Source organism: Sedimenticola hydrogenitrophicus (assembly GCF_029017505.1).
Lineage (GTDB): Bacteria > Pseudomonadota > Gammaproteobacteria > Chromatiales > Chromatiaceae > Sedimenticola > Sedimenticola hydrogenitrophicus_A.
The window spans coordinates 34,514-59,551 of record NZ_JAQGEI010000030.1 but is presented as its reverse complement, the minus strand read 5'-3'; the positions used below and the strand labels follow the sequence as shown (position 1 = coordinate 59,551).

Annotated in this window: 26 protein-coding genes; 23 read left to right on the top strand and 3 right to left on the bottom strand. The window is 57.3% G+C overall.

The window, feature by feature from the left end; all coding sequences use genetic code 11:
* Positions 1–6 precede the first annotated feature (6 nt).
* Positions 7–705 (bottom strand): 4'-phosphopantetheinyl transferase family protein, encoded by a 699-nt coding sequence (locus O9K64_RS17250; protein WP_275099351.1) that lies wholly within the window; start codon positions 703–705, stop codon positions 7–9.
* A gap of 114 nt (positions 706–819) precedes the next feature.
* Between O9K64_RS17250 and O9K64_RS17245 the strand changes: the two genes are divergently transcribed.
* The 9 genes from O9K64_RS17245 (at position 820) to O9K64_RS17205 (ending at position 8,274) form a co-directional block, all read left to right on the top strand.
* Positions 820–1,485 carry a glutathione S-transferase family protein gene (locus O9K64_RS17245; RefSeq protein ID WP_275099350.1) on the top strand — a complete coding sequence of 222 codons (666 nt, stop codon included), beginning with the start codon at positions 820–822 and terminating at the stop codon, positions 1,483–1,485.
* A complete protein-coding gene (recJ, locus tag O9K64_RS17240; RefSeq protein ID WP_335342312.1) occupies positions 1,482–3,212 on the top strand; it encodes a single-stranded-DNA-specific exonuclease RecJ in 1,731 nt (576 codons plus the stop codon). The genes O9K64_RS17245 and recJ overlap by 4 nt, the downstream gene beginning before the upstream one ends.
* 163 nt (positions 3,213–3,375) lie before the next feature.
* Positions 3,376–3,894: a ribosome biogenesis factor YjgA gene (yjgA, locus tag O9K64_RS17235; RefSeq protein ID WP_275099349.1), complete on the top strand. Its 519-nt coding sequence runs from the start codon at positions 3,376–3,378 to the stop codon at positions 3,892–3,894.
* Between the two features lie 165 nt (positions 3,895–4,059).
* A complete protein-coding gene (sdhC, locus tag O9K64_RS17230; protein ID WP_275099348.1) occupies positions 4,060–4,437 on the top strand; it encodes a succinate dehydrogenase, cytochrome b556 subunit in 378 nt (125 codons plus the stop codon).
* Positions 4,434–4,778, top strand: a complete 345-nt coding sequence (sdhD, locus tag O9K64_RS17225; RefSeq protein WP_275099347.1) for a succinate dehydrogenase, hydrophobic membrane anchor protein — start codon at positions 4,434–4,436, stop codon at positions 4,776–4,778. Before sdhC ends, sdhD begins: the two co-directional genes overlap by 4 nt.
* 26 nt (positions 4,779–4,804) lie before the next feature.
* Positions 4,805–6,568, top strand: a complete 1,764-nt coding sequence (gene sdhA / locus O9K64_RS17220) for a succinate dehydrogenase flavoprotein subunit (protein ID WP_275099346.1) — start codon at positions 4,805–4,807, stop codon at positions 6,566–6,568.
* Between the two features lie 10 nt (positions 6,569–6,578).
* Positions 6,579–7,271 carry a succinate dehydrogenase iron-sulfur subunit gene (locus O9K64_RS17215; RefSeq protein WP_275099345.1) on the top strand — a complete coding sequence of 231 codons (693 nt, stop codon included), beginning with the start codon at positions 6,579–6,581 and terminating at the stop codon, positions 7,269–7,271.
* A 13-nt stretch (positions 7,272–7,284) separates the two neighbouring features.
* Entirely contained in the window at positions 7,285–7,536 is a 252-nt protein-coding gene (locus O9K64_RS17210; protein ID WP_275099344.1) for a succinate dehydrogenase assembly factor 2, read from the top strand.
* A gap of 258 nt (positions 7,537–7,794) precedes the next feature.
* Positions 7,795–8,274: a protein YgfX gene (locus O9K64_RS17205; RefSeq protein ID WP_275099343.1), complete on the top strand. Its 480-nt coding sequence runs from the start codon at positions 7,795–7,797 to the stop codon at positions 8,272–8,274.
* On the opposite strand, the gene nadB is transcribed toward O9K64_RS17205, so the two are convergent.
* Positions 8,225–9,853, bottom strand: coding sequence for an L-aspartate oxidase (gene nadB, locus O9K64_RS17200; RefSeq protein WP_275099342.1), 1,629 nt, complete (start codon positions 9,851–9,853; stop codon positions 8,225–8,227). The two genes, O9K64_RS17205 and nadB, sit on opposite strands and share 50 nt — an antisense overlap.
* 195 nt (positions 9,854–10,048) lie before the next feature.
* Here nadB and rpoE point away from each other — a divergent pair, with 195 nt between their 5' ends.
* From rpoE to O9K64_RS17130, 14 genes are all read left to right on the top strand, one after another.
* The gene (rpoE, locus tag O9K64_RS17195) at positions 10,049–10,624 is read left to right on the top strand and encodes an RNA polymerase sigma factor RpoE (RefSeq protein WP_260293916.1); all 576 of its coding nucleotides are present in this window, start codon (positions 10,049–10,051) and stop codon (positions 10,622–10,624) included.
* A 42-nt stretch (positions 10,625–10,666) separates the two neighbouring features.
* A complete protein-coding gene (locus tag O9K64_RS17190) occupies positions 10,667–11,245 on the top strand; it encodes a sigma-E factor negative regulatory protein (RefSeq protein WP_275099341.1) in 579 nt (192 codons plus the stop codon).
* A 5-nt stretch (positions 11,246–11,250) separates the two neighbouring features.
* The gene (locus O9K64_RS17185) at positions 11,251–12,216 is read left to right on the top strand and encodes a MucB/RseB C-terminal domain-containing protein (protein ID WP_275099340.1); all 966 of its coding nucleotides are present in this window, start codon (positions 11,251–11,253) and stop codon (positions 12,214–12,216) included.
* Positions 12,217–12,232: 16 nt separating this feature from the next.
* A complete protein-coding gene (locus O9K64_RS17180) occupies positions 12,233–12,709 on the top strand; it encodes a SoxR reducing system RseC family protein (protein WP_275099339.1) in 477 nt (158 codons plus the stop codon).
* 72 nt (positions 12,710–12,781) lie between these two features.
* Positions 12,782–14,215, top strand: a complete 1,434-nt coding sequence (locus O9K64_RS17175) for a DegQ family serine endoprotease (protein ID WP_275099338.1) — start codon at positions 12,782–12,784, stop codon at positions 14,213–14,215.
* 7 nt (positions 14,216–14,222) lie between these two features.
* A complete protein-coding gene (locus tag O9K64_RS17170) occupies positions 14,223–14,486 on the top strand; it encodes a glutaredoxin family protein (protein WP_275099337.1) in 264 nt (87 codons plus the stop codon).
* A gap of 181 nt (positions 14,487–14,667) precedes the next feature.
* The gene (lepA, locus tag O9K64_RS17165; RefSeq protein WP_275099336.1) at positions 14,668–16,473 is read left to right on the top strand and encodes a translation elongation factor 4; all 1,806 of its coding nucleotides are present in this window, start codon (positions 14,668–14,670) and stop codon (positions 16,471–16,473) included.
* A 67-nt stretch (positions 16,474–16,540) separates the two neighbouring features.
* Complete coding sequence (gene lepB / locus O9K64_RS17160; RefSeq protein ID WP_275099335.1) at positions 16,541–17,359, top strand: signal peptidase I; 819 nt, start codon at positions 16,541–16,543, stop codon at positions 17,357–17,359.
* 79 nt (positions 17,360–17,438) lie between these two features.
* Complete coding sequence (locus O9K64_RS17155) at positions 17,439–17,786, top strand: DUF4845 domain-containing protein (protein WP_275099334.1); 348 nt, start codon at positions 17,439–17,441, stop codon at positions 17,784–17,786.
* Positions 17,783–18,460 carry a ribonuclease III gene (gene rnc / locus O9K64_RS17150; RefSeq protein ID WP_275099333.1) on the top strand — a complete coding sequence of 226 codons (678 nt, stop codon included), beginning with the start codon at positions 17,783–17,785 and terminating at the stop codon, positions 18,458–18,460. Before O9K64_RS17155 ends, rnc begins: the two co-directional genes overlap by 4 nt.
* The gene (gene era / locus O9K64_RS17145) at positions 18,453–19,352 is read left to right on the top strand and encodes a GTPase Era (protein WP_275099332.1); all 900 of its coding nucleotides are present in this window, start codon (positions 18,453–18,455) and stop codon (positions 19,350–19,352) included. The genes rnc and era overlap by 8 nt, the downstream gene beginning before the upstream one ends.
* Entirely contained in the window at positions 19,349–20,053 is a 705-nt protein-coding gene (recO, locus tag O9K64_RS17140) for a DNA repair protein RecO (protein ID WP_275099331.1), read from the top strand. The genes era and recO overlap by 4 nt, the downstream gene beginning before the upstream one ends.
* 29 nt (positions 20,054–20,082) lie before the next feature.
* Positions 20,083–20,844 carry a pyridoxine 5'-phosphate synthase gene (pdxJ, locus tag O9K64_RS17135; protein ID WP_275099330.1) on the top strand — a complete coding sequence of 254 codons (762 nt, stop codon included), beginning with the start codon at positions 20,083–20,085 and terminating at the stop codon, positions 20,842–20,844.
* 221 nt (positions 20,845–21,065) lie between these two features.
* Complete coding sequence (locus O9K64_RS17130) at positions 21,066–23,255, top strand: EAL domain-containing protein (protein ID WP_275099329.1); 2,190 nt, start codon at positions 21,066–21,068, stop codon at positions 23,253–23,255.
* 201 nt (positions 23,256–23,456) lie between these two features.
* Here O9K64_RS17130 and O9K64_RS17125 read toward each other — a convergent pair whose 3' ends face one another.
* Positions 23,457–24,932, bottom strand: a complete 1,476-nt coding sequence (locus tag O9K64_RS17125; RefSeq protein ID WP_335342313.1) for a cobyric acid synthase — start codon at positions 24,930–24,932, stop codon at positions 23,457–23,459.
* Positions 24,933–25,038 lie beyond the last annotated feature (106 nt).

Here is a 25,038-nt window from a genome sequence, read left to right as displayed (position 1 = left end):
GCTAGTTTAACTCATCCCGGCCAGCAGATCAGGGGTGAACCGATAAGTGCCCCAGTTTTCCACCGATGGCAGACCACCATCGACGGCGACCGCCGCGCACCACCCCCCCCGGGGGGTGAAATTGACGCATGGGATTGTCCGCTGTCGACTGCCGCGTGAGAATACCCCTTCGCCGATCGCCTTCACCCTGGCCTCGTGTTGTGTCCATTGTTTGAAAAAGGCGCACCTGAACCGCAGGTCATCGACCGGCTCAATGGCGTCTATCCACTCTGGGCCGAACACCTTCCGGGCAATCTTGCGCAGATTGTCGCGCATCATCTCCCGTTCCAGGTCGATGCCGACGGGCGCGTCCGCGCTGACCGCCAGCAGGGCCAGGGGACCGGAATGGCTCAGATTGAAGTGGAGCGGAGTGGGGATGGAGGCAAGTTGCGGTTTGCCCTTGGCGCTATAACTGAATCGGATGGTTTCCGCCGGGAGCCGCAGATAAGCGGACAGGATGAAACGCAGGCAACCCCGGGCATTGGTGAAACGTCGCCGCTCCACTTCCCGTACCATGCTCTGCCGCCGGGACTGTTCGTCAGCGCAGAGCAGATGCGAGAGATCCGCCTCAATCGAATCCAGGTCGAGCAGCCAGATAGCGAGCGTGCCGGTGCGCGGCGGTGCCGGTACCGCCTCGACGCTTGACCACTGTTCAATTTGCAGCATATCGAGTTCGGACTAAGGTGTGGTTTGAACTATCCGTGAATAGCTTCAGGGTGCTTCGTGGTATTCTTCCACGATCGATAACGTTCGTCATATGAATATTTCCGAGGAGGCCCCATGAGTCTCGAACTGGTCAGCTTTCAGATCTGCCCCTTTGTACAGCGTGCGGTCATTGTCCTCAAGGAGAAGGGGGTCGATTTTTCGGTCAGCTACATCGATCTTGCCGATCCGCCGAAATGGTTCAAGGCGATTTCACCCTTCGGCAAGGTGCCGCTGCTGAAAATCGATCATGAGGTGCTGTTCGAGTCGGCCATCATCAACGAGTACCTGGACGAGGTTTATCCCCCCCGGCTGCACCCGGAGGAGCCGCTGCTGCGTGCCAAACACCGGGGCTGGATCGAGTTCGGCTCGAATCTGTTGTTTGAGCAGTTTCGGCTGTTCACCGCCCGGGATGAAGACAATTTTCAGCAGCAGTGCGAGGTGTTGGGAGGGCTGTTTGCCCGGCTGGTGCCGGAACTGGGAGCGGGCCCCTATTTCATGGGGGAGCGCTTCTCCCTGCTCGACGCCGCTTACGCCCCGTTTTTCATGCGTTTTGCGATCCTGAAGCAACACCGGGAGGAGCTGTCCGACTTGATGCCGACACCGCTGGACCGATGGGGTCGCGCACTGCTCGCCCGGCCCTCGGTACAGGTGTCGGTCGTCGAGGACTTCGAGCAACGGTTCCTCGATTTTGGCCGTACCAAGGGATCCTACATCCTGCATGAGGCGGGTGCGGACGCGTGAGCGTAGCGCAGCGAACCATCCTGCGGCCGGATATCCCGGCTTACGACGCCAAAGCGCTGTCGGAATGGCCCCTGCTGCAGCGCATCTACGCACTGCGCGGTGTCAGTGACCTGGGGGAGCTGGATTACCGGCTGAGCGCCATGCTGCCACCCGAGGCATTGGGCGGTACCCGGGAAGCGGCGCAACTGCTGCATCGGGTGATGGCCGGGCAGGGGCGGATTCTGGTGGTTGCGGACTTCGATGCGGACGGGGCAACCAGCTGTGCCCTGGCGCTGCGTGCGCTGCGCGCCATGGGTGCCCGGAAAGTGGAGTTCATCGTCCCGAACCGGTTTATCGATGGTTATGGGCTGACGCTGGAGATCGCCCGTAAATGCCTGGTCCGGAGCCCGGATCTGGTCATGACCGTGGACAACGGCATCGCAAGTCTGCAGGGCGTGCGGTTGTTGCGCGAGCAGGGCGTCGCCGTGCTGGTGACCGACCACCACCTGCCCGGGGGAGAACTGCCCGATGCCGATGTGATTGTGAACCCGAACAACCCCGGCGAGCCCTTCCCGAGCAAGCATCTGGCCGGGGTTGGGGTGGTCTTCTATGTCATGGCCGCTTTGCGGACCTGGCTGCGGGAGGCTGGCTGGTTTGGGGAAAAGGGGCTGCCGGAACCCAACCTGGCCGACTACCTGGATCTGGTGGCCCTGGGCACCGTGGCCGACGTGGTGAGGCTCGATCACAACAACCGGATCCTGGTACAGCAGGGCCTGGCAAGAATTCGCGCCGGCCGCTGCTGCGAACTGATCCGTGCGGTATTTGCCAGCGCCGGCAAGAACCTGTCCCGGGTGGTGGCGGCCGATCTCGGTTTCACCCTGGGGCCGCGATTGAATGCGGCCGGTCGCCTGGACGACATGTCCGTGGGGATAGCGGGGCTGCTGAGCGATTCCCCTGCCAGGGCGGCCGAGACGGCGAGTCTGCTGAACAGCCTGAATGGAGAGCGCAAGGAGATTGAGCAGGAGATGCGGCAGCAGGCACTCGCCTGTCTCGCTTCGCTGGAGCTGGGTGATCGGCTCCCGTTGGGGATCTGTGTCTATCAGGAGAACTGGCATCAGGGGGTGATCGGGATCCTGGCCTCGCGTATCAAGGAGCAGTATCACCGGCCGGTCATCGCCTTTGCCGATGCGGATGGTGAGATGCTGAAAGGATCGGCACGATCCATCCGCGGCGTACACATACGCGATATCCTGGAATCGATCGCCACCGCCCACCCCCAGCTGCTGGACAAGTTTGGCGGGCACGCCATGGCGGCCGGGCTGACCCTGATGAAGTGTGACCTGGAGCGCTTCAGCCGCTGCTTTGATGAAGCGGTAAGGCAACAACTCAACGGACGCGCGCTCGACGGGGCGCTGCGCTCGGACGGTGGTCTTGAGGTGGATGAGATGATCCTGAGTGTGGCGGAGCAGCTGCGTGAGGCCGGTCCCTGGGGACAGGGTTTTCCCGAGCCGCTGTTCGACGACCGGTTTGAGGTCGTCCGTCAACAAACGGTGGGCGCCGGGCACGCCAAGCTGGCCCTGCGTCGAGCGGGGAGGGCGGAGACGTTTGACGCCATCGCCTTCAATCAGTCCGCCGCGTTACCCACCCATCAACCGGCGACCATCCACGCCGCCTATCGACTGGATATCAATGAGTTTCGCGGCGCCACGAACGTACAGTTATTAATCGAATATTTTCAGGTTGTCTAGTGCTCCATCAACGTGATAATTACGTAACTACTCACGGGGTGATTGGCCCGCCTTGCCGGCCTCACGTGATGGCTGGATCAAGATCGACCAACAAGGCAGGCCAATCAGTTACAGGCCGGGCGAGTAGTCATCTCGCAATTATCACAATGACGGAGCACTGGTAATGTCCGACGATTTCGAATCGTATGAATTTGATGAAGAAGAGCAAACGGTTTCCCGCAGTGAAATCAAGCGCCAGATGCTGGCGCTGCAGGCCCTGGGTGAGCGGCTGGTTGGCCTCAAGCCAGCCCAATGGGAGGGGTTCGGCTTTTCGGAGGTGATGCTGGATGCACTGCGGGAGTCACAACGGATCAAGAGCCACAATGCCATGCGCCGTCACATCCGGCGTCTGGGCAAGCTGCTCAGCCAGGAAGATACGGAAAAGGTGGAACTGTTGTTCAAGCGGACGGACGATCGGGCGATGCAGGACACGCAGCGTTTCCACCGTATCGAACAGTGGCGGGATCGGCTGATCGAGGGAGATGACAAAACTCTGTCAGATCTGTTGGATATTTGTCCTAATGTGGACGTTCAACACCTAAGGCAATTAATTCGTACCGGTAAAAAAGAGCGCGAATTGGCCAAGCCGCCAGCGGCACAGCGAAAATTATTCAAGTATCTCAGGGAGTTAGATATCGATTGAAAACTTATTAACGGATAATTTATCGCCAAGTAAATTTAATGGCTGTATAAAATATATCCTTTCAAAGCCGGGACAAATCGCTATAATTGGGTTCGGTTGCGTCAGGTGTACCGTTTCTGACGAAAAATCCATACGTACATTAGGCTGAGACAAGAGACTATCTGTATGACGACAAAAAACCGGCCTGTCTATCTAGACCTGACGCAGTTCCGCTTCCCGATCGCCGCCATCATGTCGGTAGGCCATCGGGCCAGCGGGGTGCTGATGATCCTGGCCATTCCCTTCCTGGCATATGCCCTTGATCTTTCACTCTCCGGACCGGAAGGTTTTGCCGAGGCGAAGATGATTTTGGACGGCCTGTTTATCAAGCTGGTCCTGTTCGTGGTTCTCTGGGCGTTGCTGCACCATTTACTGGCAGGTATTCGCTTCCTGCTGATCGATATTCACATGGGTGTGGAGAAGGAGATTGCGACCAAGTCGGCCCAGGCCGTGATGGTAGCCGCTCCGGTTCTCGCCGTTCTGATCGGGTTGGTTCTATTATGAGTCGTCAAGCATCCGGGCTGCGCGCATGGGCGTTGCAGCGCATCAGTGCAGTCTATCTGGGCCTGTACCTTATATATATGCTCGGCCATCTGAGCTTCAATGCACCAGAATCCTACGAGGCGTGGCGGGCTTACGTCGCCGATCCCGGTGTCACCTTCGGCATGCTGCTGTTTGCCACGGCGCTGCTGATCCATGCCTGGGTCGGCATTCGTGACGTATTGATCGATTATGTACACCCCATCATGGCACGGGTAGGCCTGCTGAGCCTGTTTGCAATCGGTTTCATCGGTTGCGGCCTCTGGTTTGCCAAGGTTGTATTCCTCGCCGGTGTGGCAGCCTGAACACCACATATTAATAAAGGTATATCATGACGCTAGCCAGAAGACGTTTTGATGCGCTGATTATCGGTGCCGGCGGCGCCGGCCTGAATGCAGCGCTACAGCTTGCCAACGCCAACCTGCGTGTGGCTGTTGTCTCGAAAGTATTTCCGACCCGCTCCCATACGGTAGCCGCCCAGGGTGGTGTGAATGCCGCGCTTGCCAATGTCTTCGAGGACAATTGGCACTGGCACATGTTCGACACCGTCAAGGGATCGGATTACCTGGGCGACCAGGACGCCATCGAGTTCATGTGCCGCGAGGCGATCCCCACCGTCTACGAGCTGGAGCACAACGGCGTGCCGTTCTCCCGCCTGGATAACGGCAAGATCTACCAGCGTGCCTTCGGCGGCCAGAGCCAGAATTTCGGTGGTGCCCAGGCGGCACGAACCTGTGCCGCGGCCGACCGGACCGGTCACGCCATTCTGCACACCCTGTACCAGCAGAACATCCGTGCCCGTACCCACTTCTTTGACGAGTACTTCGGGGTCGAGCTGATCCGTGACGAGGATGGGGCCATCCTGGGCGCCCTGACCCTGGAGATCGAGACCGGTGAGCCGCTGCTGATCGAGGCCAAGACCACGCTGCTGGCGACCGGTGGCGGCGGGCAGGTGTTTCGCACCACCTCCAACGCCCATATCAATACCGGTGACGGCATGGCCATGGCGTTGCGTGCCGGTGTACCGCTGATGGATATGGAGTTTTTCCAGTTCCATCCGACCGGGATCGCCGGACGCGGTATGCTGATTACCGAGGGTGTGCGCGGTGAAGGCGGCTATCTGATCAACAAGGATGGCGAGCGCTTCATGGAGCGTTATGCCCCCACCGCCAAGGACCTGGCCAGCCGTGACGTGGTATCGCGCGCCATCGTCACCGAGGTGAAAGAGGGCCGTGGTTGCGGACCCAATGCGGATCATGTGCTGCTGAAGGTGGACCACCTGGGCGAGGATATTATCGCCAAGCGTCTGCCGGGTATTCGCGAAAGCTCCAAGATCTTTGCCGGCGTTGATCCCGCGGTCGAGCCGATCCCGGTATTCCCGACCGCCCACTATATGATGGGGGGTATCCCGACCGACCGCCTGGGTCAGGTGGTGATCCCCGCCGCGGACGGCTCCGAGCAGATCGTTCCGGGACTCTATGCGGCCGGCGAGTGCGCCTGCGTATCGGTACATGGCGCCAACCGCCTCGGCGGCAACTCGCTGCTGGATATTCTGGTATTCGGCCGCGCGGCCGGCCAGCAGATCATCAACAATCTGAAGGATAATCCGGAACATCGGCCGATGAGCGAAGCCGCCATCGACCAGGCCGTGGCCAGACTGACCCGCTGGGAACAGTCGGGCGAGGGTATTTCGGTGCGCGAACTGCGCGATGAGTTCCGCAAGGTGATGGAGGATCATGCCGGTGTGTTCCGCACCGATGAGATCATGGCGGAAGGCGTTGAGAAGGTAAAAGCGCTTCGCGAGAAGCTGAAGGACGTGCGTCTGGGCGACCAAAGCAAGGTGTTCAACACCGCGCGCATCGAAGCCCTGGAGCTGGAAAATCTGATCGACATCGGCATGGCGATCGTGCTCTCCGCACTGGAGCGCAAGGAGAGCCGGGGAGCCCACTCCCGTCCCGATTACACTGAGCGTGATGACGTGAACTGGCTGAAGCATTCGGTCTACTTCAAAGAGGGTGATCGACTGGATTACAAGCCGGTTCAGACCAAGCCGCTTACCGTTGAAACCTTCCCGCCGAAGCCGCGTGTCTACTGAGGGTTGTTGAATGAAATTTTTTGTTTACCGTTATAACCCGGACGTCGACACCGCCCCGCATATGCAGGAGTACGACGTCGAGGTGACCCGAGGCATGATGCTGCGCGATGCCCTGATGGAGATCAAGCGTCAGGATGAGGCCTTTGCCTTCCGCCACTCCTGTGGCGAGGGTGTATGCGGCTCCGACGCCGTCAATGTGAACGGCGCGAACCTGCTGGGCTGCACCACACCGGTGAGCGAGTTGAAAGAGCCGGTGAACGTGCGCCCGTTGCCGGGGCGTCCGGTGATTCGCGATCTGGTGGTCGATATGTCCCAGTTCTATCAGCAGTACCGGGCCGTCAAACCCTACCTGATCCATAAGGACGCCCTGCCGGAGCAGGAGATCCTGCAGTCGCCGGAAGACCGAGACAAGCTGGACGGCCTGTACGAGTGCATCATGTGCGGCTGCTGCTCTACGGCCTGTCCCTCGTTCTGGTGGAACCCGGACAAGTTCCATGGACCGCAGGCCCTGCTGCAGGCGTGGCGTTTCCTGGCGGACAGCCGGGACCAGGCCACCGAAGAGCGCCTGGACGCGCTGGAAGGACCCTATAAACTGTTCCGCTGTCACACCATCATGAACTGCGTGGAGTCCTGCCCAAAATCGCTCAATCCGACCAAGGCGATCGGCAAGATCAAGGAACTGATGCTAAGACACTCTATCTAGCGTGAACAGGCCGGTGACGGAATCCGAACTTCCTCCTCTCGGGCAGCTACGCTGGCAGTGCCGGCGTGGCATGCTTGAGTTGGATTATGTTTTGATCGGGTTCCTTGACCGGCACTACGCTGCTCTTCCCCCGGAGGACCAGCGCCTGTTTATCCGTATACTGGATTTCGAGGACCAGCTGTTGCTGGACTGGGTTATGGGCAATGTGGTGCCATCCGACGCCAATATCCGCCGCCTGGTCGGCCTGATGCAAATGCGAACCTAATTCGTAACTACTCGCGGGGTGATTGGCCTGCCTTGTTGGCCGATCTTGATGGCGCCTTGAATCCGGTCCTTTTTTCAGATTCAAGCCTGCCCTTGTTTGAGCGAAGCGAGTTTGGGCGGGCGCTGAAAAAGGGGCCGGATTCGAGGAGATAAGCCATCGTGTGAGGCCGGCAAGGCAGGCCAATCACTTACAGACCGGGTGAGTAGTTACACAAAGTAGAACTAACCGTAACATTTTTTCCGTGGCACAGGGAGTGTGATGAATCGGGAACAGGCGCCGCTGCGAATCAGGCTTCAACAGTCAAGAATATTAATCCTTTATCGGCATCTGTTGCATACGCTGCTGGCCGGCTATTGCGGCGTCGCCGCGGCGACCATTTCCTATCCGATCGCGATGCTGTTGCCGATCACCTGGCTTGTGCTCTCCTGGGTACTGCTGTTGAGAAATACCCGGGCCCTGGCCGGAGCTCAAACAACTATCGTCTGGGCTGCGGATGGCGGCTGGCTGGTTGAGGAGGCGGGTGGAACGACCCGCCACTATCCGCTGCTGCACAGCTGCTTCAACACCCACTGGCTAACCATCCTGGGATTCCGCAGCGGGCTCTTCGGTCGCCGATACTATCTGCTGCTGGCGGACAACTGTGACCCGGAGCAACGCCGCCGGCTACGGGTCCGGCTCAAGCAACGGGTCAGTCGTCAGCTACCAGCGGTTGATAATTATCCGGTATCAGAACGGTAGGGCTCTTCTGGAACCGGTCATCCTGATGCGGAAAGTCGATATTGAAATGCAGGCCACGACTCTCCTTGCGGTGTTGTGCGGAGTGGATGATCAGGTAGGCCACCTCCACCAGGTTGCGTAGCTCCAGCAGATCGTTGGTGACCCGGAAGTGACTGTAGTACTCCTTGATCTCGTGCCTGAGCAGGTTGATCCGCCGCTTGGCCCGTTCCAGGCGTTTGTTGCTGCGTACGATGCCGACATAGTCCCACATGAAGTGGCGCAGTTCGTTCCAGTTATGGGAGACCACCACCTCTTCGTCGGAATCGGTGACCCGGCTTTCATCCCAGGGGGTGACCTCGGGCGGTTCGGCCGCCGATGGCAGACGCCGCTCGATGTCCCAGGCCGCCTGTTGTGCATAGACCAGGCACTCCAGCAGGGAGTTGCTGGCCATGCGATTGGCGCCGTGCAGCCCGGTGTAGGAGGTCTCGCCGATGGCGAACAGATTCGGCACGTCGGTCCTGGCCTTGAGGTCGGTAATGACGCCGCCGCAGGTGTAGTGAGCGGCCGGCACCACCGGGATCGGATCGGTGGTGATGTCGATGCCGAATTCGAGGCACTTGGCATGGATATTGGGAAAATGTTCACGGATGAACTCGGCCGGTTTGTGGCTGATGTCCAGATAGACGCAGTCCGCGCCGATCCGTTTCATCTCGTGGTCGATCGCCCGGGCAACGATATCCCGCGGCGCCAGTTCGGCGCGTCGGTCGAACTGCGGCATAAAGCGGGTACCATCCGGTAGCAGCAGTCTGCCCCCTTCGCCCCGCAGCGCCTCGGTGATCAGAAAGGATTTGGCATGGGGGTGGTAGAGGCAGGTCGGATGAAACTGGATGAATTCCATATTGGCCACCCGGCAGCCGGCCCGCCAGGCCATGGCGATGCCATCTCCAGTGGATACGTCCGGGTTACTGGTATAGAGATAGACCTTGCTGGCGCCACCGGTCGCCAGAACGGTGAATTTCGCCACGAAGGTTTCGACCCGGTTGCTCTTTTTATTCAGTATGTAGGCGCCAAGGCAGGGATTTTCCGCGATGCCCTGTTTGCTCCCCATGATCAGGTCAATGGCGTTATGCTGCTCGAACAGGCTGATGTTGTGGCGCGCCTTGACCTGGGACTCGAGACGGCTCTCGACCTCCTGTCCGGTAGCGTCGGCCGCATGAATGACCCGGCGATGGGAGTGGCCGCCTTCGCGGGTGAGGTGATAACCGCCGCCCATCGGCTTGTCCCGGGTGAAATCCACGCCTTCGTCGAGCAGCCACTGGATGTTTTCCGGGCCTCTCTCAACCACCAGGCGGACGGTCTGCTCGTCGCACAGCCCGGCCCCGGCCTCCAGGGTGTCCTGCACATGGGAATCTATCGAGTCTTCGACGTCCAGCACGGCGGAAATACCACCCTGGGCGTAATAGGTGTTACCCTCGCTCAGCCCGCGTTTGGCGATCACGGCGACACGGATGGATTCGGGCAATCGCAGGGCAAGGCTCAGGCCGGCCGCGCCGCTGCCAATAATCAGTACATCAAATTGTTTGGGAGTGTTTGTATTCATGGGGTTTGCCCGAATCCTGGCTTGGGGTCATAATTCAGCATTAAAAGGCAGGGTCCATGGGATGCGGACACTGTGGACGAATCCTATCCTAATTCACGGATTTCGAGAACCGGATATTGAGAACTTATCACACAGCATGTTGTCAATCACTTTGAGTATGGAGCGGGGCTTACCACTATCAGAGGTCACACCCTGATGGGGGAACGTCAAATTGACCAGGAGTTGGTCGAACGTGTGCAGCGTGGAGATAAGAAGGCCTTCGATCTATTGGTACTCAAGTATCAGCAGAAGGTCGCCAATCTGGTCTCCCGGTATGTGCGAGATCCCAGTGAGACTCTCGATGTGACACAGGAAGCATTCATCAAGGCCTATAAGGCTTTGCCCAACTTTCGCCGAGAGAGTGCGTTCTATACCTGGCTCTATCGGATTGCCATCAACACGGCGAAAAACTATCTGGTTGCCCAGAAGCGTCGTCCCCCCAATTCGGATATTGATGCGGAGACAGCCGAACAGCTGGATGCCGGCGCGCGGCTGAAAGAGCACGCCACGCCGGAGAATCACCTGCTGGAGAAAGAGATTGCCGAAACGGTCAATCAGGCCATCGACGAGTTGCCTGAAGACCTGCGTACCGCCATAACCCTCAGAGAACTCGAGGGTCTCAGTTATGAGGAGATAGCCAGGGCGATGGAGTGCCCGGTAGGGACAGTGAGGTCAAGAATATTTCGTGCGCGTGCAGCCATAGATGCGAAATTGCAACCGCTTCTAGGCTGATTTTTTAACAGCAGTGGTATATCGACCCGGTCGGATATGAAAATGACAGACGATATCAATGAGCAGATTTCCGCGCTTCTGGATAATGAGCTGAACCAGAAAGAGTTCCGTCACACCCTTGATTTGCTTGAGGAGGACGCGTCGCTTCGCGGCAGTTGGGACCGCTATACCCTGATTGGCGACGCCATGCGCGGTGAAGCGGTACGGTTTTCCGCTGACTCCATCGCTGACAGGGTGAAGCGCCAGTTGGAGCGGGAGCCGGTGAATTTTCCCCTGTCGCGGCCGCTCCCCACCGGACGTCTGGGCCGTTTTCCATCCCGCTGGTATAAATCCGCCGGAGGCGCGGCGCTGGCGGCATCCGTGGCGGTAATCACGGTGCTGGCATTTCCCCAGCTCACCGACATGACGCCGGAGCCGGGGGGGCAGGTGATTGCAGAGCACTCCGTGCCCGATCCCAAACCCTATCTGGTCCAGTCCAGCACCCGCTGGAAGAACCTTTCAGAACCGAAGGTGGAGTCTAAACTCAACAGTTTTCTGATTGATCATAATGAATATGCGGCTCCTGGCGGTATTGGCGTCATACCCTATGCCAATTTTGTCAGTTACGACAGTAACCGCTGAAGCACATGAGATTGGTTCAAATTTTCACCGCTGCGCTGCTGATTATCGGCTCCCTGAATGCTAATGCGGCTGCAATGGAGGATGATGTACGTAGCTGGCTGCAACGCATGGTCAGTGCCGTTCATAGCCTGAATTATGAGGGTACCTTTGTTTTTTTGCACAACTCTCAGCTTGAGAGCATGCAGATCGTCCACACGGTGGACAATGGCGGGGAGAAGGAACGGCTGGTCTCTCTCAATGGGGTCCCCCGCGAGGTGTTCAGGGACAATGCATCGGTAACCTGCATAGCCCCCGACGCCAAATCCGTCTCGATCGGAAACCGGGTCAGCGGCGTTGGTCTGCGTGCGGTCTTCTCGGTCGATATCAGTCAGCTGTCCGACTACTATAATTTTCACCTGCTCGGGGAACAGCGGGTTGCCGGCCGTTCGGCCCGGGTTGTCGCCATCATACCCACGGATGCTTATCGTTACGGGTATCGTCTTTATCTGGATACCGAGTATGCGCTGCCGCTGAAAACCGACATGCTGAATGTGTCCGGTGTTTCCATATCCCAACTGATGTTTACCCAGCTGCAGGTACACACCAGCAGTAGAGAGATCGCCGGAATCTCGCTGGATGGCAAGGAGGATTATCAGTGGGTACAGCAGAAACCGATGCGGGCAATATCCGACGCGCAGTTATCCGGATGGTCTTTCAGGGATCTTCCGAAAGGCTTCGATGTCACGCTTCATTCGAAACGAAAAGCCAGAAATCAGGCGGGGGAAATTGATCACTTCGTACTTTCCGATGGCTTGGCCTCGCTCTCTGTCTATGTCGAGGCAGCAGCCGAGGTCGGACTGCGTGGCAGCTCAACCATGGGTACCGTCAATGCTTTTGGCAATGAGGTAGCCGGATATCAGGTGACCGCGGTGGGTGAGGTTCCGGCACTGACGGTCGAGCGAATTGCCAAATCACTCCAACCGTCCAAATGACAACGATAGAAGCCCGATGATAGAAGAGCGCGCGATAGTTACCGCCACCCATGGGAAATTTGCCCAGGTTGAAACCCAGCGGGAAACCAGTTGCGGGAGCTGTGAAGCGAAGGGTGCCTGCGGTACCTCCGTGCTGGCCAAGGTGTTTGGAAACCGCCGGACAGTGGTCGAGGTGTTGAATCCGATAGGCGCAACGCCGGGCGAGCGGGTGATTGTCGGCCTGGATGAATCGGCGCTGACCCGTGCCTCGTTTTTCTTCTATATCGTGCCATTGCTGGCGTTACTTAGCGGTGGCGTGCTGGGGCAATGGGTCGCTGAACAAATCGGTTTCGTTTCCACGGAACCACTTTCAATTATCAGTGGTCTACTGGGTCTGTTGATCGGACTTGTCTGGTTACGCCGGTTTGCTTTCAGGACCAGAGGAAGCAGTGCCTATCAGGCCGTGATTCTTCGCCGGGCCGGTTCGGTTCATGTCATCAATGGGATAACCTAGGAGCCTGTCGGAGGATCGCTAACGCCCGACAGACTCCTGGACACACGCTGTAACAGATTACAGGAGCTATACATGAAAGCGTTGTTGCATAACCGCTTTACCTCACTCTCACTGATCAGCGTACTGCTATTCGCTTCCGTTGCGGTACAGGCTCGATCATTGCCTGAGTTTACCGCATTGGCAGAGGATAACAGCCCCTCGGTGGTCAATATCAGTACCAAGCAGCACAAAACGGTCCCCAATCGGTTGAACCGGGACTTGCAGATTCCGGAGCTGCCGGAGGGGAGTCCGCTCAATGAGCTCTTTCGTCACTTCTTCGGCGAGGGGCAGGGACAGGGGCCGGGTGAACCGCGCGAATACGACGCCCGCTCGCTCGGTTCCGGCTTCATCATCTCCGATGACGGGTACATCATGACCAATGCCCATGTCGTCAGTGGTGCCGATGAGATCCTGGTGAGGCTCAGTGACCGCCGCGAATACCTGGCCGAAGTCATCGGCATGGACAAGACCAGCGACGTGGCGCTGCTGAAGATCGATGCCAAGGGTCTGCCGCAGGTGAAGATCGGCGATACCAAAAAACTCAAGGTAGGGGAGTGGGTGCTGGCCATCGGTTCGCCGTTCGGCTTTGATCACTCGGTAACCGCCGGAATCGTCAGCGCCATGGGGCGCAGCCTGCCGAACGAAAACTACGTGCCCTTCATCCAGACCGACGTGGCGATCAATCCGGGCAACTCCGGGGGGCCGTTGTTTAATCTTGATGGCGAGGTGGTCGGCATCAATTCGCAGATCTACAGCCGGACCGGAGGCTTTATGGGCCTCTCCTTTGCCATCCCGATCGATCTGGCGATGAACGTGGTTGACCAGTTGCGCACCAGTGGTGAGGTCAAACGCGGCTGGCTGGGTGTCATGATTCAGGATGTGACCCGTGAACTGGCCAAATCCTTTGGCATGGAGTACCCCTATGGCGCGCTGATCGCCCGGGTGATGCCTGGCAGCCCCTCGGAGAAGGCCGGTCTGGAGGTGGGTGATGTCATACTGGAATACAATGGCACCAAACTTGAAAGTTCCTCCATGCTTCAACACCTGGTCGGGGCCAGTGGAATAGACAAACCGGCCGAGCTTAAAATTCTCCGCAACGGTCAACGCAAAACGGTTCAGGTGAATATTGGCGAGTTGAAGAGTGATATGGCCCAGGGTGGCATGCCGATGCAGGAGAGCCACTCCAGTCTGGGCGTGCAGGTCGTGGAACTGGACGACGAGATCAGGAGCCAGTACAAGCTCAACGGGATCAAGGGCGTGTTTGTCCAGTCGGTGGATGACGGGGCGGGGAAAAAAGCCGGCATCGAGCCCGGCGACGTGATTCAGATGATCAATCGTGAGCGGGTCTCCAGCGTCGAGGAGTTCGAGGCGGCGGCCAAGAAACTGCCCAAGGGAACGACGGTTGCGGTACTGATTCACCGCGGTAATGGTGCACGTTTCATCCCATTGCAGGTCCCGAACGAGTAATCGCCGGGTGAATCATAATCATACGCTCACGTTTTATTATCGTGACGGCTGCCACCTCTGTGAAGACATGTGGCAGCATCTTCAGGTGATTCGCGATACGCGTCCGTTCGACCTGCAGTTGATCGACGTGGATGGTGATCCGCAGCTGCAGGCGCGATACGGCAAGCTGATCCCGGTCCTGGCCGCCGGTGATGACGTGATCTGCAACTACTATCTTGATCCGATTGGGCTGGAGCGGTTTCTTGACAGACCCCGGGCGGACCGCGCATAAGGCTATTTGTGTACAGTACAAACTGGGGTATGATGTAGCCTTCGTGGGAACAGTCATTCCATCACTATTGTCGACGGAACTTTTTGAAAAAAAGTTCCGTTTTTTTCAATTGGTTACACGATATTTTTAAAGTGTAATCATTCGCTGTACAACCCAGGGCTCATTACGCAGTAAATCATTCATGACAGATCTCCAGCATATCCGCAACTTCTCCATCATCGCCCACATCGACCATGGAAAATCTACCATCGCCGATCGGTTTATCCACCTTTGTGGCGGCCTGAGTGACCGGGAAATGAGCGAACAGGTGCTGGATTCCATGGACCTGGAAAAGGAACGTGGCATCACCATCAAGGCGCAGAGTGTCACCCTCAACTACACAGCACCCAATGGAGAGACCTATCGGCTGAATTTCATCGACACCCCCGGGCATGTGGATTTCTCATACGAAGTGTCCCGTTCATTGGCCGCCTGTGAGGGGGCGCTGCTGGTGGTGGATGCGGCTCAGGGTGTCGAGGCGCAGAGCGTCGCCAACTGCTACACCGCTATTGAACAGGGTTTGGAGGTGCTGCCGGTCCTGAACAAGATCGATCTGCCGGCGGCTGACCCGGAGCGAGTGATCACCGAGATCGAAGAGATTATCGGTATCGAAGCGCATAATTCGATACGCGTGAGCGCCAAAACCGGCGTCGGGATACCCGAATTGCTGGCCCAGCTGGTGGAGTTTGTGCCGCCCCCCCAGGGTGACGAAAACAAACCGTTGCAGGCGCTGATCATCGACTCCTGGTTCGACTCCTATGTGGGGGTCATTTCACTGATCCGGGTCTTCAATGGCAGGATCAAGCCCAAGGACAAGATGCTTATCATGTCAACCGGCAGGACCTTTCAGGTGGAGAAGGTGGGTGTGTTTACGCCGAAGCGGGAGACCCGCCCTGATCTGGGACCGGGCGAGGTGGGCTTCGTCATTGCCGGTATCAAGGATATCAATGGGGCGCCGGTGGGTGATACGCTGACCCTGGCGGACAACAAGGCGACAGCGGCTCTCCCGGGATTTGCCGAGATGCGGCCGCGGGTCTTCTCCGGCCTGTATCCGGTCAGCTCGGACGACTATGAAAATTTCCGCGATGCCTTGCAGAAGCTGAAATTGAATGACGCCGCCCTGCATTATGAACCGGAGACCTCCCAGGCGCTCGGTTTTGGTTTCCGCTGCGGTTTTCTGGGTATGCTGCACATGGAGATTGTGCAGGAGCGACTGGAACGGGAGTATGATCTTGATCTGATCACCACGGCGCCGACGGTGATCTATGAAGTGGAAAAGACCGATGGCAGCATCGTGATGGTCGACAATCCGGCCAATCTTCCCGCGCCAAACCAGATTGCCGAAATACGTGAGCCTATTATCGAGGCTCACATCCTGGTACCCCAGGCACATCTCGGTAATGTCATCAATCTCTGTATCGAAAAACGCGGCATGCAGAAAAACCTGCAATATCTGGGTGGCCAGGTACAGGTAACCTATGAGCTGCCGATGAACGAGGTGGTGCTGGACTTTTTTGACCGGCTCAAATCCGTCAGCCGTGGATACGCCTCCTTTGAATATGAGTTCAAGCGGTTTCAGCCCGCCAGTCTGGTAAAGCTGGACATCCTGATCAACGGTGAGCATGTGGACGCCCTGTCGCTGATTGTGCACAGGGAAAACTGTGAGTCGCGGGGGCGCGAGATCACCTCGCAGATGAAAGAGCTGATACCGCGGCAGATGTTTGAGGTGGCCATTCAGGCCGCTATCGGCAGTAAGATTATCGCCAGAACCACGGTCAAGGCGCTGCGTAAAAACGTTACCGCCAAGTGTTATGGTGGAGATATCACCCGCAAACGCAAGCTGCTGGAAAAACAGAAAGCGGGCAAAAAACGCATGAAACAGGTTGGCCGTGTGGAGATACCGCAGGAGGCCTTCCTTGCCGTGTTACGTGTTGGAAAGGACAACTGAACATCATTATCGAACACTGTTTTTCACAAACTACGCTCTGTAGTTCAGGATCAGGTTGGAACCGCCTATGAATTTCGATTTTCCCCTCTTTCTGGTCATCGCGACTTTTTTGACCGGCTTCATCTGGCTGCTTGATGCACTTTTCTTTTCCAGGCGGCGTCTGTTGCAGGCAGGTGGGGAAGGGAAGGCGAAAGAGCCGATGCTGGTCGAGTACTCGCGCTCCTTTTTTCCTGTCATCCTGGCCGTGCTGGTGCTGCGCTCCTTCGTCGTGGAACCCTTCCGGATTCCGTCCGGCTCCATGATGCCGACCCTGCTGGTGGGTGATTTCATCCTGGTGAATAAATTCTCTTTTGGCATCCGCTTGCCGGTCCTGAATGAGAAGGTGATTGAACTGGATGAGCCAGAACGCGGTGATGTGGTGGTATTCAAATATCCGCAAAACCCACGCGTGGACTATATCAAGCGCGTGGTGGGTGTGCCCGGTGACGTGATCAGTTACGCTAACAAAACCCTGTTCATCAACGGGGAGCCGCAGCCGCAAAGTCATGTTGAAATCTATAACGGTGTCGGCAGCGGTGTCCGGGAGAGCGGTGCCCTGAAGAATGTCGAACAACTGGGCGATGTGGAACATGAGATTCTCATCAATCCCATGGCTCCCGATTTTGGCTATGGTTGTCAGGTGTTGATGCGCGGCCCGTTTACCGTGCCGGAGGGGCACTACTTCGCCATGGGCGATAACCGGGATAACAGCAATGACAGCCGCTGCTGGGGGCTGGTGCCGGAAGAGCTGCTGGTCGGCAAGGCGTTTGCCATCTGGATGAACTGGGATTCGAATCGATCGGGTTTTCCGGTGACTTGGGATCGAATCGGCAATGGCATACACTAGGAATGGCTATGAAGCTTGATAAAAGGCATATAACAAATCAGGGGGCATGATGAAAGGCGGATTGATAAGACAGAAGGGGATGACCCTTACGGGCTGGATGACGGTTGTTGCATTGATTCTGTTTTTTGCCCTGCTGGGCATGAAGATCGGGCCTATCTACCTTGAGAACCTGACGGTCAAGGATGTGGTGGAATCGCTGAAGGATGAACCGCTGATCACCAAGCGTTCGGCACTTGAAGTAAAAAAGATGATCATACATCGTCTGGATATCAACGGGGTCTACGACCTGGCGGCTGATCATGTCACGGTCAAGAAAAGTCCCGGCATCATGAAGGTTGATATCACCTACACGGTACAGAAAAAGATGGTGGGCAACCTCGACATCCTGGTCTCTTTTTCTGATCAAATAGAGCTGATTTCAAATTGAGAGAACCGGTTGAACGCCTATGCCGGTCCATAGGCTACGCATTCACCAACCTGGGACTGGCGGAAACGGCACTGACCCACAGGAGTGCCGGAAGCAGCAACAACGAGCGCCTGGAATTCCTCGGGGATGCCATTCTCGGCTTTGTGATCGCGGATTATCTCTATGCCAATTTCCCGGATGCCGACGAGGGAGAGCTCAGTCGGCTCAGGGCGGGTCTGGTGAAGGGCGATTCACTGGCCCAGATCGCCAAGCAGCTGGATCTGGGCAAGTTTCTTAATCTGGGCGCGGGTGAACTCAGGAGCGGTGGGCACTCGCGTGGTTCGATTCTGGCGGATGCAGTAGAGGCTCTGTTTGCCGCGGTCTATCTCGATGGCGGATATCTGGAGGCGCGCCGGGTCATTCTCGAGCTGTTTGAGGATAAGCTCTCGCGGCTGAGCAAAAAGTCCCAGCAGAAAGACCCCAAAACACGGCTGCAGGAGTTGCTTCAATCGCGGAAGAACCCGCTGCCAACCTACACTATTATCAGTATAACCGGTGAACAGCATGAACAGTGCTTCACCGTTACTTGCCGGGTGGATGAGCTGAATATAATTACTGAAGGCACGGGCAGCAGCCGCAGAAAGGCGGAGCAGGATGCGGCCAGCCGATTTTTGAGGCGGATCGAGAATGTCTGAACAACCGAGTGGCCGGTGCGGCTTTTGTGCCATTGTCGGACGACCCAATGTGGGTAAATCGACACTACTGAACCGGTTGATCGGCCAGAAGCTGGCCATCACCTCCCATAAGCCGCAGACCACCCGCCACAGCATTCTCGGCGTCAAGACCACGGAATCGGATCAGATCATCTATGTGGATACCCCGGGCATCCATAAACGCGGTGATCACGCAATGAACCGCTATCTCAATCGTACCGCGCGGTCCGCGCTGGCCGATGTGGATCTGATCCTGTTTGTCGTCGAGGCGTTGCGCTGGACGGATGAGGATCAGGCGGTGCTGGATGCCTTGTCCCGACTGACCATACCGCTCCTGCTGGTGGTCAACAAGGTCGATATGGTGAAAAACAAGGAGGCATTGCTTCCCTATCTCGAAGCTACCGCCGCGCGGTTTGATTTCATCGCCGTGATACCGCTCTCGGCCCGCACGGGCAACAACCTCCAACCACTGGAACAGCAGGTGGCCGCCAACCTGCCGGAAGGCGAGCACATCTTTCCGGAGGATCAGTTGACCGACCGGTCGGAACGTTTTTTTGCCGCGGAACTGATACGCGAGCAGTTGACCCGGCGTTATGCGAAAGAGATCCCCTATGCCTTGACGGTAGAGATAGAGAAATTCGAGGAAGAGGGCAATCTCTATCGCATCGATGCCCTGATCTGGGTCGAGCGCCAGGGCCAGAAGAACATCATTATCGGGGCCAAGGGCGATGCGTTGAAAGAGGTCGGTACCCAGGCCCGCAAGGAGATGGAAAAATTCTTCGACAAGAAGGTCTTCCTTCAGCTCTGGGTCAAGGTAAAAAAGAGCTGGTCCAGTGATGAAGGGGCCCTGTCCCGGCTGGGTTACAGTGATTGATCTCCTCTGCTTCCACCTTGTCGGCCGCCTTCCTGCTGCATCGCCGGGACTACTCAAACAGCAGCCTGCTGGTTGAATGCTTCACCGAACAGCAGGGGCGTTTCCCCGCCGTGGTCAAAGGGGCCAAGGGCCGGGGCAAGTCCGCATCAGGGCTATTACAGCCATTTGTGCCGCTCCTGATCGGCTGGAGTGGCCGGGGCGAAGTGAAAACGCTGACCGACTATGAGGCCGCCGGACGCCTGTTCCAGCTCAGCGGAAAAGCGCTGTTCTGTGGCTTCTATCTCAATGAACTCCTGATGCGCCTGCTGCAACGCAATGATCCCCATGAACGGCTGTTCCATATCTACCGGAGGTTGCTGAATCAGCTCTCTGAAAATGGGGTCGATGAGGCGGCGTTGCGTTATTTTGAACTGGATATGTTGCATGAGCTGGGGTACGGCATTCCGCTGACCATGGAGCATATACAGGGTAAACCGGTCGAGGCGGACAAGTGCTATCAGTTTGTTCAGGACCATGGGGTCATCGAATGCCCCGCAGAGAATGAACATGCCATCCGTGGTCAGACATTGCTATCATTGGAGTCGCGCACGCTGGGAGGATCAGCGGAGCAAAGAGAGGCACGCAAGCTGCTTCGTACCGTACTGGGTTTTTATCTGGGTGATAAACCATTGAAGAGCAGGGAACTTTTCCGTCACGCTTAGCGGACTCGTGAGATGAACCGGGAAACATCATGAACATGTCATATCCGAAATTGCTGGGCGTCAATATCGATCACGTGGCCACGCTGCGCCAACAGCGGGGCACCCGCTACCCCGAGCCGATTCAGGCGGCGCTGCTTGCCGAACAGGCGGGCGCGGACCTGATTACGCTGCATCTGCGTGAAGACAGGCGCCATATTCAGGATCGTGATGTGGAGATGCTGGCCGATATGCTGCAGACACGGATGAATCTGGAGATGGCCGCCACAGCCGAAATGCTGGCAATCGCCCGGGAAATAGCGCCTTCCGATTGCTGTATCGTGCCGGAACGGCGTCAGGAGCTGACGACGGAAGGGGGGCTGGATGTCGTGGCCAACCAGGCGTCTCTCCGTGACTTCTGCGCGGGTTTGCAGGAGGCGGGTATCCGGGTGTCCCTGTTTGTCGATGCCGATGAGCGGCAACTGGAGGCGTCCTACGCTATCGGCGCCCCCGCCGTGGAGATTCATACCGGTCATTTTGCCGATGCCCGTAACGGTGTCGAGCGGGAAAAAGCGCTGCTGAAGATTCAGCAAGCGGTAGATTTTGGTTTAAATACCGGTCTGCAGGTGAATGCCGGTCACGGATTGGACTACCACAATGTGGCAAAGATCGCCGCGATCCCGGGTATCCGGGAGCTGAATATCGGTCATTCCATCATCGCACGTGCCGTTTTTTCCGGACTGGCCGATGCGGTAAAGGAGATGAAGCGCCTCATACTTGCGTCGCACAGGGCGTCATGTCTGGATGATGATTGATCTCATATCGATAAAGGAAACCGATTAATCACCTGCGGTTCCGTGCGGATTACTGGAAAATCATCCTCTGCCGGCCCAGTGTAGTGCTCAAGCTTTGCCCGGCATAGCCGATATATATCCCAATTTGTAGGGTAAGAAGGCCTATTGGCGGCAAAAAGGCATACCACCCCCCGCCAGTATTCAGACCGATTACAAAACAAGGATGAAGCATCGGTGCAGCCGTGAAATCTCTCGATCAACAGTTGACAAAATTTACCCATGAGCCGGTTGCCCTGCTGGTTCTGATCGGATCATTGGTCTGGACTGCCCTGGTCGGCTATTCGCTGGACTGGAATATCACCAATCTCAAAAATGAAAAGGCCAAGCTGGCGATCAGCGAGGCAAAATCCAACTGGAACAAGGACCAGGCATTCAGGCAGTGGGCCAGTAAGCACGGCGGCGTCTATGTACCACCTACCGAAACCACCCCATCAAATCCCTATCTTTCCCACCTGAAGCATCGGGACATTGTCACCACCGAGGGTATGCGGCTCACCCTGATGAATCCGGCCTATATGCTTCGCCAGATCACCAGTGATTACGAGGATGTCTACGGGGTCAAAGGCAAGATCACCGGCAAGATCACCTTCGATCCAACCAACAAACCTGACTCCTGGGAACGGATGGCGCTGGAGCGCTTTGAGCAGGAACGGGTAGATGAGGTGATTGAGCAGACCAATATCAACGGCAAGCCTTACATGCGCTTCATGAAACCCATGTATATGACGCAGGGGTGTGATAAGTGCCACGGTATACTGGGTTTCAAGGAGGGCGACCTTCGTGGTGGCGTCAGTGTTTCTATCCCCATGACCCCCTATCTGGAGGCGGCCAAAGAGACGTCCGACTCCATGGTTATCACCCATGTTGCCGTCTGGTTTGCCGGCATTAGCGGTATTTTTGCCTTTGGATTATATGCCCGTCATCGTCAGGCGGAACGGCAGGGGTTGTTGGCGAGTCTGGAACGCGGGGCACTCTATGACTCACTGACAGGCCTGCCGAACCGTTTCCTTTTCAGCGATCGCCTGCAGGTGTCAATGGCAAAACAGGCCCGGAACCGCAACTATCAATATGCCGTCTGTTTTGTCGACCTCGATCGATTCAAGAATCTCAACGACTGTTACGGACACTCTGTCGGTGATCTGCTGTTAAAGGAGGTTGCGGAACGATTCAGGCGGATCCTCAGGCCAGCGGATACCGTAGCCCGGATGGGTGGCGATGAATTTACCTTCCTGGTTGATAATATAGGCAATCCGCAGGAGGCGATTATGGTCGCCAATCGCCTCCTGGAATCGACTAATCTACCCTTCGAACTGCGGGGTACTTCGTTGAAGATAAGTGCCAGTATCGGCATCTGTTACGGTGAACCCCACTATCAGGCCGTGGACGAGATTATCCGCGATGCCGATATAGCCATGTATCGGGCCAAAAATCTCGGCAAGGGGAGGATAGATATCTTTGCCCCCGAGATGCATGCCGAGGTGGCCAAAACAACCCACATCGAACATGATCTGCACACGGTACTTGACCGGGATGAGTTGGATATTCATTACCAGCCGATTGTGAATCTGGATTCCGGGATGATCGATGGTTTCGAGGCATTGTTGCGTTGGCAGCATCCTTACTTTGGGAGGATTCCGCCCGACGAGTTTATCCCGATAGCAGAGAGCTCCGATGTGATTCATCGCCTTGGAGAGTGGGTGCTTGCGCGTGCCTGCAGGCAGGTTGGTGAATGGAGCGCAAAGTTTGCTGGTGATCGAGGTTTTTTTGTCTCGGTCAATTTTTCTGCCCGCCAGGTCAGCCACATGGAGATCATTGATGTAGTGAAAGAGACCCTGGCAAATGCCGGGTTCAATCCTGCCAGGCTCCATTGTGAAGTGACGGAAACCCTGTTGATCGCCGACCAGGATACCACGCGAATCAATATGGCCAGGCTGAGCGAACTGGGGGTACAACTGAGCGCCGATGATTTCGGCACAGGCTACAGTTCGCTCACCTATCTGCAGAATTTTAACTTCAATGCCATGAAGATTGATAAGGAGTTCGTCCAGGACATGGGGCCGGATGGCAAGGGCACACAGTTGGTCAGCTCGCTGTTGCGGCTCGCAAGCGATTTTGACCTGCAGGTGATTGCCGAGGGCGTGGAGACCCGGGAACAACTTGATTACCTGCGGATGCAGGGGTGTCACTGGGTCCAGGGCTATTATACCTGTCCACCGTTGGCGGCGGATGCGATAACGCAGCTGTTGCAGGCCGGCGCCCAGTCACAGCTCGATATACTGTTGCGGTTGAATCCGTTTTCGGCAACCGGGAGCGCGGCCAGCGTTCCGGAAGGGGCGTACCCGACGGATCCCACATTCGTAACCTCATGGTAACTACTCACGGGGTAAGGATGTAGGGTGGATAAGCCGGTAGGCGCATGCCATCCTCAGGTCCGTAAACGGTACATCCATGTACCACTCCTCACCAATGCTCACGGGATGATTGCCCTGCCTTGCCGGCCTCACACGATGGCTGAATCAAGATCGGCCAACAAGGCAGGCCAATCACTTACAGACCGGGTGAGTAGTTACACCTCATGATTCAATTCGACCGTCAGCAATTGCAATGATTTTTTTGATATCCAGGTGCGCTTCGGCGGCATCCGCCAATCGCTCGATGCCGGCTTCACGCAGCTGGTGGTAATCGGGTGTCGTGGCCTGTTCAAGGCCGGCCCAGGTGAGCAGCGCATCACACGCGGATGGCATCTCAAACAGACCATGCAGGTAGGTGCCGGCGACCTGGTTGTCTTCAGACAGGGCGCCATCATGGCCCTGTTGAAGGGTGACCAGTGGTCTGGACAGTGCCGGTCCCCGGCTGACGCCCATGTGGATTTCGTAGCCACTCACCGGAACCGACTCCGCCAGGGTCAGTTCGCCAGTCACCAGGCGCAGCTGTTTCTCTCTCTCCAGGGTGGTTTCCATATCCAGGAGTCCCAGGCCGTTACTGCTGCCGGGTTGACCCTCGATGCCCAGTGCGTCATGTATGGCCTGCCCCAGCATCTGAAACCCGCCGCAGATGCCCAGCACCTTGCCACCCAAACGCACGTGGCGTTTGATGGCCCGTTCCCAGCCGCTCTGTTGCAGATACGCCAGGTCCGAGCGCACGCTTTTTGACCCCGGCAGGATAATCAGGTCGGCCGGCGGAATCGCTTCACCCGGCCCGATCCAACGCACCTCGACCTGTGGATGCAGCGCGAGGGGGTCCAGATCGGTATGGTTGCTGGTGCGCTGCAGCCAGGGGACCACAACCCGCAGCGGCTTCTCAACGGTGGCTGCGACTCCCGAATTGGTCAGGCTGTCTTCCGCTTCCAGGTGCAGTCCGGCCAGATAGGGCAGGACACCCAGGACCGGCTTGCCGGTGTGCTGTTCCAGCCAATCCAGTCCCGGCTGCAGAAAGCTCAGCTCACCACGGAACCGGTTGATAATGAACCCCTTGATCCTGGCCTGTTCGCTTGCCGAGAGCAGCGCCAGGGTGCCGACCAGGTGGGCGAAGACACCCCCCTTGTCGATATCGGCCACCAGCAGGACGGGACAGTCCACCGCCTCGGCAAATCCCATGTTGGCCACATCGTTCTCACGCAGGTTGATCTCCGCCGGACTCCCGGCCCCTTCCACCAGGATATATCGATAATCGGCCCGCAGCCGGCTGTGCGACTGGAGAATCGCGGGCATCACCCGGGGTTTGTAGGCGTGATAGCCCCAGGCCTCCATGTTGTTCTCCGCCGCCTGGCCCTGCACGATCACCTGACAACCGGTATCGGTATTGGGCTTCAGCAGGACCGGATTCATATCCACGTGCGGTTCAAGGCGTGCCGCCTGGGCCTGGACCGCCTGGGCACGGCCGATCTCACCGCCATCCGCTGTCACCGCGCTGTTAAGCGCCATGTTTTGCGGTTTGAACGGGGCAACACTGAGGCCTTGGCGATTGAATACCCGACAGAGAGCGGCGACCAGTGTGCTTTTTCCGGCATCCGAGGTGGTGCCTTGGATCATCAGGGTTTTGCTGTCAATCATAGGAGTACGCAGTTGAGTGGGTTAGGGATTTGCCGGCTCAGCGGACCGACGTATGGCGTGTGCGATGGCCGGTGACTGAGCAGCGGAGTGCTAAACTTCTCTC

Excerpts from the sequence above, each read along its gene's own strand:
- sdhA (WP_275099346.1), top strand. The coding sequence starts at position 4,805 with ATGACGCTAGCCAGAAGACGTTTTGATGCGCTGATTATCGGTGCCGGC.
- nadB (WP_275099342.1), bottom strand. The coding sequence starts at position 9,853 with ATGAATACAAACACTCCCAAACAATTTGATGTACTGATTATTGGCAGC.
- sdhC (WP_275099348.1), top strand. The coding sequence starts at position 4,060 with ATGACGACAAAAAACCGGCCTGTCTATCTAGACCTGACGCAGTTCCGC.
- O9K64_RS17190 (WP_275099341.1), top strand. The coding sequence starts at position 10,667 with ATGACAGACGATATCAATGAGCAGATTTCCGCGCTTCTGGATAATGAG.
- rpoE (WP_260293916.1), top strand. The coding sequence starts at position 10,049 with ATGGGGGAACGTCAAATTGACCAGGAGTTGGTCGAACGTGTGCAGCGT.
- O9K64_RS17175 (WP_275099338.1), top strand. The coding sequence starts at position 12,782 with ATGAAAGCGTTGTTGCATAACCGCTTTACCTCACTCTCACTGATCAGC.
- pdxJ (WP_275099330.1), top strand. The coding sequence starts at position 20,083 with ATGAACATGTCATATCCGAAATTGCTGGGCGTCAATATCGATCACGTG.
- sdhD (WP_275099347.1), top strand. The coding sequence starts at position 4,434 with ATGAGTCGTCAAGCATCCGGGCTGCGCGCATGGGCGTTGCAGCGCATC.
- era (WP_275099332.1), top strand. The coding sequence starts at position 18,453 with ATGTCTGAACAACCGAGTGGCCGGTGCGGCTTTTGTGCCATTGTCGGA.
- O9K64_RS17250 (WP_275099351.1), bottom strand. The coding sequence starts at position 705 with ATGCTGCAAATTGAACAGTGGTCAAGCGTCGAGGCGGTACCGGCACCG.
- O9K64_RS17245 (WP_275099350.1), top strand. The coding sequence starts at position 820 with ATGAGTCTCGAACTGGTCAGCTTTCAGATCTGCCCCTTTGTACAGCGT.
- O9K64_RS17155 (WP_275099334.1), top strand. The coding sequence starts at position 17,439 with ATGACCCTTACGGGCTGGATGACGGTTGTTGCATTGATTCTGTTTTTT.
- yjgA (WP_275099349.1), top strand. The coding sequence starts at position 3,376 with ATGTCCGACGATTTCGAATCGTATGAATTTGATGAAGAAGAGCAAACG.
- O9K64_RS17215 (WP_275099345.1), top strand. The coding sequence starts at position 6,579 with ATGAAATTTTTTGTTTACCGTTATAACCCGGACGTCGACACCGCCCCG.
- O9K64_RS17180 (WP_275099339.1), top strand. The coding sequence starts at position 12,233 with ATGATAGAAGAGCGCGCGATAGTTACCGCCACCCATGGGAAATTTGCC.
- O9K64_RS17185 (WP_275099340.1), top strand. The coding sequence starts at position 11,251 with ATGAGATTGGTTCAAATTTTCACCGCTGCGCTGCTGATTATCGGCTCC.
- O9K64_RS17205 (WP_275099343.1), top strand. The coding sequence starts at position 7,795 with ATGAATCGGGAACAGGCGCCGCTGCGAATCAGGCTTCAACAGTCAAGA.
- lepB (WP_275099335.1), top strand. The coding sequence starts at position 16,541 with ATGAATTTCGATTTTCCCCTCTTTCTGGTCATCGCGACTTTTTTGACC.
- lepA (WP_275099336.1), top strand. The coding sequence starts at position 14,668 with ATGACAGATCTCCAGCATATCCGCAACTTCTCCATCATCGCCCACATC.